The organism is Nocardia speluncae NBRC 108251 (assembly GCF_001613245.1).
Classification (GTDB): Bacteria; Actinomycetota; Actinomycetes; order Mycobacteriales; family Mycobacteriaceae; genus Nocardia; species Nocardia speluncae.
Map to the genome: position 1 here is coordinate 96,959 of NZ_BDBZ01000040.1, position 7,894 is coordinate 104,852.

The following is a 7,894-nucleotide window of genomic DNA, read 5'->3' on the forward strand; positions in this document are numbered from 1 at the left end:
CCGGCACGCATGTCGGCCCGATGCGACAAGATGGTGCAGTGAGTTTCTGGCCAGCGCCCCATGTCGACGCCCCCGTGCAGGCGACCGTCACCCTGCCCGGATCGAAATCGATCACGAACAGAGCGCTGGTCCTGGCCGCGCTCGCCGACGGCCCGTCCACCATCACCGGTGCGCTGCGCAGCCGCGATACCGGCCTGATGATCGATGCTCTGCGCACGCTCGGCGCCCAGATAATCGGCGACGCCGATACCCTCGCCGTCACCCCCGGCCCGCTACGCGGCGGCCGGGTCGATTGCGGGCTGGCCGGTACGGTGATGCGCTTCGTACCGCCGGTGGCCACACTGGCGGCCGGGGACAGTTCCTTCGACGGCGATATCGCCGCCCGCGTCCGGCCGCTACGCACCGTTCTCGATGCCCTGCGTGGGCTCGGCGCGGCCGTCGAGGGCGATGCGCTGCCGTTCATCGTGCGTAGTACCGGTGCGCTGCGCGGCGGCACCATCACCATCGATGCCTCCGGTTCCTCGCAATTCATCTCAGGTCTGTTGCTCTCGGCTGCCCGGTTCGAGGAGGGTGTAACGGTCCGGCATACCGGTGGCGCCCTGCCTTCCATGCCTCATATCGAGATGACGGTGGAGATGCTGCGCCGCGCCGATGTGACGGTCGAGGCACCCGCCGACAACCGTGCCGAGCAGGTCTGGACAGTGGCACCGGGCGAGATCCGCGCGGTCGATTGGAAGGTGGAACCCGACCTGTCCAACGCCACCCCGTTCCTGGCGGCAGCGGCGATCACCGGCGGGCAGGTGAGCATCCCGCACTGGCCGCGGCTGACCACCCAGGCCGGCGATGTGATCCGGGAGATCCTGGTGCGGATGGGCGCCGAAGCCGGTTTCGCCGACGGCGCTCTCACCGTGACAGGCCCCGACCGGCTCGCCGGTATCGATATCGACCTGCACGATGTGGGCGAATTGACACCCACCGTCGCCGCGCTGGCCGCGCTCGCAGATTCGGAATCACGGCTGCGCGGGATCGCGCATCTACGCGGCCACGAAACCGATCGGCTCGCCGCCCTGTCCACCGAGATCAACCGGCTCGGCGGTCAGGTAACCGAAACCGAGGACGGGCTGGCGATCGCCCCGGCCCCGCTGCGCGGCGGCCGCTGGCATTCCTACGCCGATCACCGGATGGCCACGGCCGGCGCGATTCTCGGCCTCGCCGTGCCCGGCGTGGAAATCGAGGATATCGGCACGACCGCCAAAACCCTGCCCGATTTCGTCAGCCTGTGGGAGTCCATGCTCGACCCGGAATCGGCCGCACCGGGGGCGGCCCACTGAGCCGCCGCGGCCGCAGCAGCGCCTCGTACGACGAATCCGATGTGCGGGTGCGTCCGGGGCGCAGTTCCCGGCCGCGCACCAAAACCCGTCCGGAACATCGCGACGCGCGGCCGGCGATGGTGGTATCGGTGGACCGGGGGCGCTGGGGTTGTGTGCTGGACGGCGATCCGGCGCGGCCGGTGGTGGCAATGCGCGCCCGGGAGCTGGGCCGGACACCGATCGTGGTGGGTGATGAGGTGGAGGTGGTCGGCGATCTCTCCGGCCGGCCGGACACTCTCGCGCGGATCGTGCGGGTCGCCGAGCGGCGCACCGTATTACGCCGGACGGCCGACGATACCGACCCGTTCGAACGGGTGGTCGTCGGTAATGCCGAACAGTTGTTCATCGTGGTGGCGCTGGCCGATCCGCCGCCGCGAACCGGTTTCGTGGAACGGGCGATGGTCGCCGCTTTCGCCGGCGGCCTCACTCCGGTGCTGTGCCTGACCAAACACGATCTGGCCGCGGATTCACAGTTCGCCGGCGATTTCGCCGATCTCGATCTGAGCATCGTGTACGCCGGGGTCGACGACGCCCTCGACACCACCTTGGAATTGCTCACCGGCCGCCTGACCTGTTTTCTCGGGCATTCGGGAGTCGGTAAATCCACGCTCGTGAACCGGCTGGTTCCGGATGCGGCGCGGGCGGTCGGGGAGGTTTCCGGCGTCGGTAAAGGCAAGCACACATCCACGCAGTCGGTCGCGCTGGCGCTGCCGGACGGCGGCTGGGTGATCGACACCCCGGGTGTGCGCTCGTTCGGTCTCGCCCACATCACCCCCGACGATGTGCTGGCCGCGTTCACCGATCTCGCCGCGGCGATCGAGGACTGCCCACGTGGGTGCACCCATCTCGGGCCGCCCGCCGATCCGGAATGCGCCCTCGACGAACTTCCGGACAAGGCGCGGCGGGTGGCCGCGATCCGCCTGCTGCTGGTCGCGCTGAATTCGAACGAATCCTGGTGAACTCCGGCCGCCGCGACGCTTCGGGCGGTGGGCAGGTCGGTGTTTCTGCTTTGCGGGTTTCGGACATCAGACCGCCGCCGCCAGCACCACGCCCCCCTATGCCCGCCGAACAGGAAGGCGAGCCCACCGAACATCTTGCGTTCGGCGATATCGGCCGCGGCACCCACCACCTCCCGAATCCGCTCCGCCAGTTCTTCGTCGTATGCCGTGGGACCAAGTCTGCGCTCCGGCACCGGGAACGAGGACCCCGACGCACCAGCAATAAATCGTTTGTTATGCTTCAAACATAACAAGGAGGTGCACCGTGACAACCCCCAATACGATCCGCCTCGGCCTTCTCGCCGGGTTGCCGCCGCTACTGTTCGCCCTGCCCAACATCGTGTTGCTGAATGCCGCAGCGGACCGGCTCCCCGACCCCATCGCGACACATTTCGGGACCGACGGCGCCGACGGGTTCACCGGCCGGGTCCCGACCATGTTCATCTCCGCCGGATTGGGCCTCGGCCTCGGGCTGCTGTTCGCATTGGTACTGGTCCTGGGCGCCCGCAGCGGAAAACTGGTCCGGCCGGACGAATCGGCGCACGATCCCATCCGGTTCATGGTCGCTACCGCATGGGGCGTCGGCGCATTCCTCGGCGTCCTCATGTTCGCCGGTACCGTCGCGAATCTCGATGCGGCGGATGCCCGGCAGGTGGGTTTGCCCGTCCTGGCCTTCGTGGCTGCGGCAGCTATCGGCCTCCTGCTCGCGGCCGTGGGGTGGCTCACCGCACCCCGGACACCCGTCTCGGCGGGCACGCCGTACCGGGTCCGGCCCCTGCCGTTGAGCCCCACCGAACGAGTCAGCTGGTCCCGGCGGGTCTCCTCCCCGTGGATGGTGCTGGCGGGAATCGTGATGTTGGCGATGGGCGTGGTAACAGGTTTCGTCGCTCAACCATGGGCCGGGGTGCTACTCGCCCTGACGAGCCTGCTCTTGATCCAGCTTGCACTGGTGCGAGTTGTCGTCGATCAGCGTGGACTCACCGTGGGAACCGGACCGTTCGGATGGCCGCGGTGGCAACTGGCTCCCACGGAAATCACCGAAGTGGCCGCCGAGGATCTCTCACCGGTCCAGTACGGGGGCTATGGAATACGGATGATTCCGGGATCCACGGCCGTCCTGCTGCGCGGTGGACCCGGCATCGTGGTGACCCGGCGGTCGGGGCGGCGATTCGCGGTATCCGTCGACGACGCCGAGACCGGGGCGGGAGTGCTCGCGGGCATCGTCGACCGGGCGGCCTGAGCGGTGTTGATCCGAGTCGATCCGACCCGGCACGAACCGCTGGCCGATCAGATCGCCGCGTGCGTGCGCCGGGCGATAGCCGACGGCGAAGTATCTGCGGGCGGGCGCCTGCCCGGCGCCCGGGAACTGGCCGCCTCGCTGAGCGTGAGCATTCACACCGTATTGGCCGGATACCAGCAACTACGGGACGAAGGACTGATCGAACTCCGGCGCGGGCGGGGGGCCACCGTCCGCGCCGGAGCCCCGGCGGGCCGGGCCGCAATGCTGGATCTCGCCGGGCAGCTCGTCGCCGCTGCCCGGCATATCGGCCTGGACGAGGAAGAACTCCTCGACATCGTCCGCGCCGCGGCCGCCCGCTGACCCCGGAACAGGGCGGATCGCCCTCTTCCGCCGGTTCCACGGCGACCCGCCGCTCAGCACACCCAGGCATCACGACAGCCCGAGTAAGCCGCCTCACCGGCCGGATCCGTGCGCGGCGGCTACCCGCCGACTCCCGCAACCACCCGCGCGTACCGGCCGATATGTGGGCGAAGTCCGTAGTGGCCGCGCAAGGTGGTCTCCGTATAGTCGGTGCGGAACAGACCGCGGGCCTGCAGGATCGGGACCACCTGGTCGACGAAATCGGTCAGGCCGCCGGGCAGGTACGGCGGCATCACGTTGAATCCGTCGGCTGCGCCCGCTTCGAACCAGCGCTGCAGGTCGTCGGCGATCTGTTCCGGCGTACCCGCCACGGTGCGGTGGCCGCGACCGCCACCGAGTTCGGCGATGAGGTCGCCGATGGTCAGCGATTCACGGGACGCCAGATCCTTCACCAGCTGGTAGCGGCTTTTGTTGCCTTGGATCTTTTCGAGCGGAGGTAGCGGGGGCAGCGGCGCATCCAGGGGATAGCCGGTGAGGTCCACCCCGACCATCTGGGAGAGTTGACGCAGCGCGTACTCCGGTGAGATCAATTCGGTGAATTCCCGTTCCAGCCGCCGACCGGCCGCTTCGGACTCGGCGATGAAGGGCACGATCCCCGGCAGGATCTTCACCTCGTCCTGGTCGCGCCCGGCCGCGACCGCGCGGGCCTTCACATCACGATAGAAATCTTGTCCCTCCGGAATCGAACGCTGCGCGGTGAAAACCGCCTCGGCCCAGCGACCGGCGAAATCCTTACCGCTCTCCGACGATCCGGCCTGGACGAGCAGCGGGCGGCCCTGCGCGGAAGAAGGCACATTGAGTGGGCCGCGTACGGTGAACCGCTCCCCCACATGGTCGACGGTGTGCACCTTGTCCGGGTCGGCGAAGATGCCGGTGGCAGCGTCGAGAACGACGGCGTCGGGCTCCCACGAATCCCACAGGGCCGTGGCCACCTCGACGAATTCGCCGGCCCGGCGATAGCGTCCGGCGTGATCGGGGAGCTCGGCGTAGCCGAAGTTCGCGGCCTCGTCGGCACCCACGGAGGTGACGATGTTCCAGCCCGCCCGGCCGCCGCTGATCCGGTCCAGCGAGGCGAGGGATCGGGCCAGGTTGTACGGCTCGTTGTAGCCGGTGGAGGCCGTCGCGATCAGGCCGATATGTTCGGTGGCCACCGCCATCGCCGACAGCAGGGTGATCGGTTCGAAGGTCGTCTGAGTGTTGCGTTCGATGCGGGAACCTACCGAGAGGAGATCGGCGAAAAACACCGAATCGAGTTTGCCGCGTTCGGCGATTCGCGCCAGCTCCTGAAAATATCCGGCTCGCAGCACATTACGGGCATCGGTGCGCGGATGTCGCCAGGCCGCCTCGTGATGGCCGACCCCCATGAGAAACGCGTTGAGATGAAGCTGCGAGGACATCGGCGCCGCCTACAGAGCCACACGCCAGCGCGAGAGCCGGCGTTCGGTGAATACGAGAACCGCGTTGAAAACCAGCCCGACCAGCGCGATGGCGATGATCCCCGCATACATGTCGGGGATCTGGAAATTGAGCTGGGCCGCCGTGATCAGATAGCCCAGCCCGGCTTTGGCACCGACCATCTCCGCCGCGATCAACACAAGAATCGAGGAGGCGGCAGCCATCCGCAGGCCGGTGAAGATGGTCGGAACCGCGGCGGGTAGCACCACCTTGTACACGATCGCGAATTGGGAGAAGCCGAGCGAACGAGCCGATTTCACGAGCAGCGGCTCCACCGTGCGGACCCCGGAGATGGTGTTCAGCAGAACAGGGAAGGCGCAGGCATAGATCACCAGCGCGACCTTGGATGTTTCTCCGATACCGAGGATGAGGACGAATACCGGCAGCAGCGCCAGCGCCGCGGTATTGCGGAACAACTCCAGAACCGGGTTGAGGAAATCGGCGACCGGCCGATACCAGGCGATCGCCACCCCCAGCGGCACCGCGAACGCGACCGCGATCACGAAACCGGTGAGCGCCCGGGTCAGGCTCGTCGATATGTGCTCCCACAGCTGGCCGTTCCCGATCAGCTCGAAGAAAGTCTGGGCGACCGCGGTGAACGGTGGCAGGAACACCTTGTCGACAAGGCCGGCGCGGGGCGCGACCTCCCACAGCGCGATAAAAGTCACGATCGCCACCGACGGTTTCATCAGACGCCACACCATGGCCGCCGTGCGCCGCCCCCACCGCGGTACACCGGGCCGGGCGGACGCCTCGGGCCGGGTTCCGGCACGTTCGGATTCGGTCCGTGGTGCGTTGTCCACAGTGCCGGTGGCGAGTGCGCTAGACATGCTGAGCTTCTTCCGTGGTCGAGATAGCGGCCAGTTCGAGCGAGCGGGCGCGTTCGACCTCGTCGTGGAGCAGAGACCAGATCTGGTGGCGCAACTCCCGGAATTCCGCGCCGGACCGGATGTCGTCGGCCGTACGGTCGATATCGATATCGACCACCGTCTTCACCCGACCGGGCCGGGACGTGAGTACGGCGACCCGCTGCCCCAGGTAGATCGCCTCGTCGATGCCGTGGGTGATGAACAGGATCGTCTTACCCGTACGTTCCCAGATGCGCAGCAGTTCGTCCTGGAGCGATTCGCGGGTCTGCGCGTCGAGCGCAGCGAACGGTTCGTCCATCAGCAGCACCTCGGGGTCGTAGGCCAGGCTGCGCGCGATCGCGACCCGCTGCTTCATCCCGCCGGACAGTTCGTGCGGATACCGGTCGGCGAATCCGGCCAGCCCGACCAGCTCGAGATAGTGTTCGGCACGTTCCCGGCGGTCGGCGCGCGGTACCCCCTTGGCTTCCAGCCCGAATTCGATATTGCGGCGTGCCGAACGCCACGGCAGTAATGCGTACTGCTGGAAGACGATTCCGCGATCGAGTCCGGGGCCGGTGATCGGCGTGCCGTCGAGCAGGATCTGCCCCGAGGTCGGGGCGCTCAGCCCACCGAGTAGATCGAGCAGCGTAGATTTCCCGCAACCGCTGGGCCCGACGAGGACCAGGAACTCACCGGCGGCCAGGTCCAGGGTGATGTCCTGTACCGCGGTCAGCTCGGCCTTACGGCCCTGGATCGGGAAGGTCTTGCTCACCTGGGTCAGGCGGAGTTTGGGTGTGCTGGTCATTTTTCACCGGCCGATACTTGTCCGTCGGGACCGCCGTCGGCGGGGTAGGTGCCGTTGGCGTACGGGTTGTACTCGTTGGTGTAGAGGTCGCGGGCGGCCGGCGCACTGTCGTCGAGCTCGCCGTTGCGTACCAGCCAGTCGATCCAGACCTGCAGTTCGCGTTCGGCGATGACCGCGCCCGGCGCCGGGATACCGGGACTACGCCAGAACTGCACGGTCTCCGCGTTTTCCGCGCGGCCGCGGGCGGCGATGATATCGGCGAACCGCGCGATCACTTCCTGCTGCGGCCGCGTCTGCGTCCAGCGGACCGCACGGGCAGTGCCCTGGACGAAATCGCGCACTACCTCGGAGTTTGCGGCGATGAAATCGTCGCGCATGACGTAGGTGCCGTAGCTGAAGGCACCGAACAGGTCGCGGTCGGTGAACAGCGCGCGCAGACCGCCCCGTTCGAGCGCGGTCTCCCGGTAGACAGAGTTGAGAGTCGCGACATCGATCTGTCCCCCGCGTAGTGCCTGTTCGGTGTTCACCGGGGGCACCACGGTCAGCTGAACGGTGTCGATCTCCGCGGGCGTCAGCCCCTGCTGCGCAAGCCATTCCCGGGTGAGGAATTCATGATGGGCGCCCAGCGTATTCATCCCGACCTTCTTGCCGATGAGGTCGCGCGCCGACCGGATCGGGCTGTCCTGGAGTACGTAGTACCCGGTGTATTCGGCGGCATCCGCACCGTAGGAGCTGAGAATCGAGGTGATCGGCGCACC

General features: G+C 67.6%; 8 protein-coding genes. 4 read left to right on the plus strand and 4 right to left on the minus strand.

The window, feature by feature from the left end; translation table 11 throughout:
* Positions 1-20 precede the first annotated feature (20 nt).
* From aroA to NS6_RS30160, 4 genes are all read left to right on the plus strand, one after another.
* Entirely contained in the window at positions 21-1,331 is a 1,311-nt protein-coding gene (gene aroA / locus NS6_RS30140) for a 3-phosphoshikimate 1-carboxyvinyltransferase (protein WP_068049157.1), read from the plus strand.
* Positions 1,304-2,329, plus strand: coding sequence for a ribosome small subunit-dependent GTPase A (rsgA, locus tag NS6_RS30145; protein ID WP_371859382.1), 1,026 nt, complete (start codon positions 1,304-1,306; stop codon positions 2,327-2,329). The genes aroA and rsgA overlap by 28 nt, the downstream gene beginning before the upstream one ends.
* 304 nt (positions 2,330-2,633) lie before the next feature.
* A complete protein-coding gene (locus NS6_RS30155; RefSeq protein WP_068049059.1) occupies positions 2,634-3,608 on the plus strand; it encodes a DUF1648 domain-containing protein in 975 nt (324 codons plus the stop codon).
* Between the two features lie 3 nt (positions 3,609-3,611).
* On the plus strand, positions 3,612-3,968 hold the full coding sequence (locus NS6_RS30160) for a GntR family transcriptional regulator (protein ID WP_068049062.1): 357 nt from the start codon (positions 3,612-3,614) through the stop codon (positions 3,966-3,968).
* A gap of 119 nt (positions 3,969-4,087) precedes the next feature.
* On the opposite strand, the gene NS6_RS30165 is transcribed toward NS6_RS30160, so the two are convergent.
* The 4 genes from NS6_RS30165 to NS6_RS30180 form a co-directional block, all read right to left on the minus strand.
* A complete protein-coding gene (locus NS6_RS30165) occupies positions 4,088-5,425 on the minus strand; it encodes an LLM class flavin-dependent oxidoreductase (RefSeq protein WP_068049065.1) in 1,338 nt (445 codons plus the stop codon).
* 9 nt (positions 5,426-5,434) lie between these two features.
* Complete coding sequence (locus tag NS6_RS30170; protein WP_245669569.1) at positions 5,435-6,187, minus strand: ABC transporter permease; 753 nt, start codon at positions 6,185-6,187, stop codon at positions 5,435-5,437.
* Positions 6,188-6,305: 118 nt separating this feature from the next.
* Positions 6,306-7,136, minus strand: coding sequence for an ABC transporter ATP-binding protein (locus tag NS6_RS30175; protein ID WP_068049073.1), 831 nt, complete (start codon positions 7,134-7,136; stop codon positions 6,306-6,308).
* A partial coding sequence (locus tag NS6_RS30180) for an ABC transporter substrate-binding protein (RefSeq protein WP_068049075.1) occupies positions 7,133-7,894 on the minus strand: 762 nt, incomplete at its 5' end. The genes NS6_RS30180 and NS6_RS30175, both read right to left, overlap by 4 nt.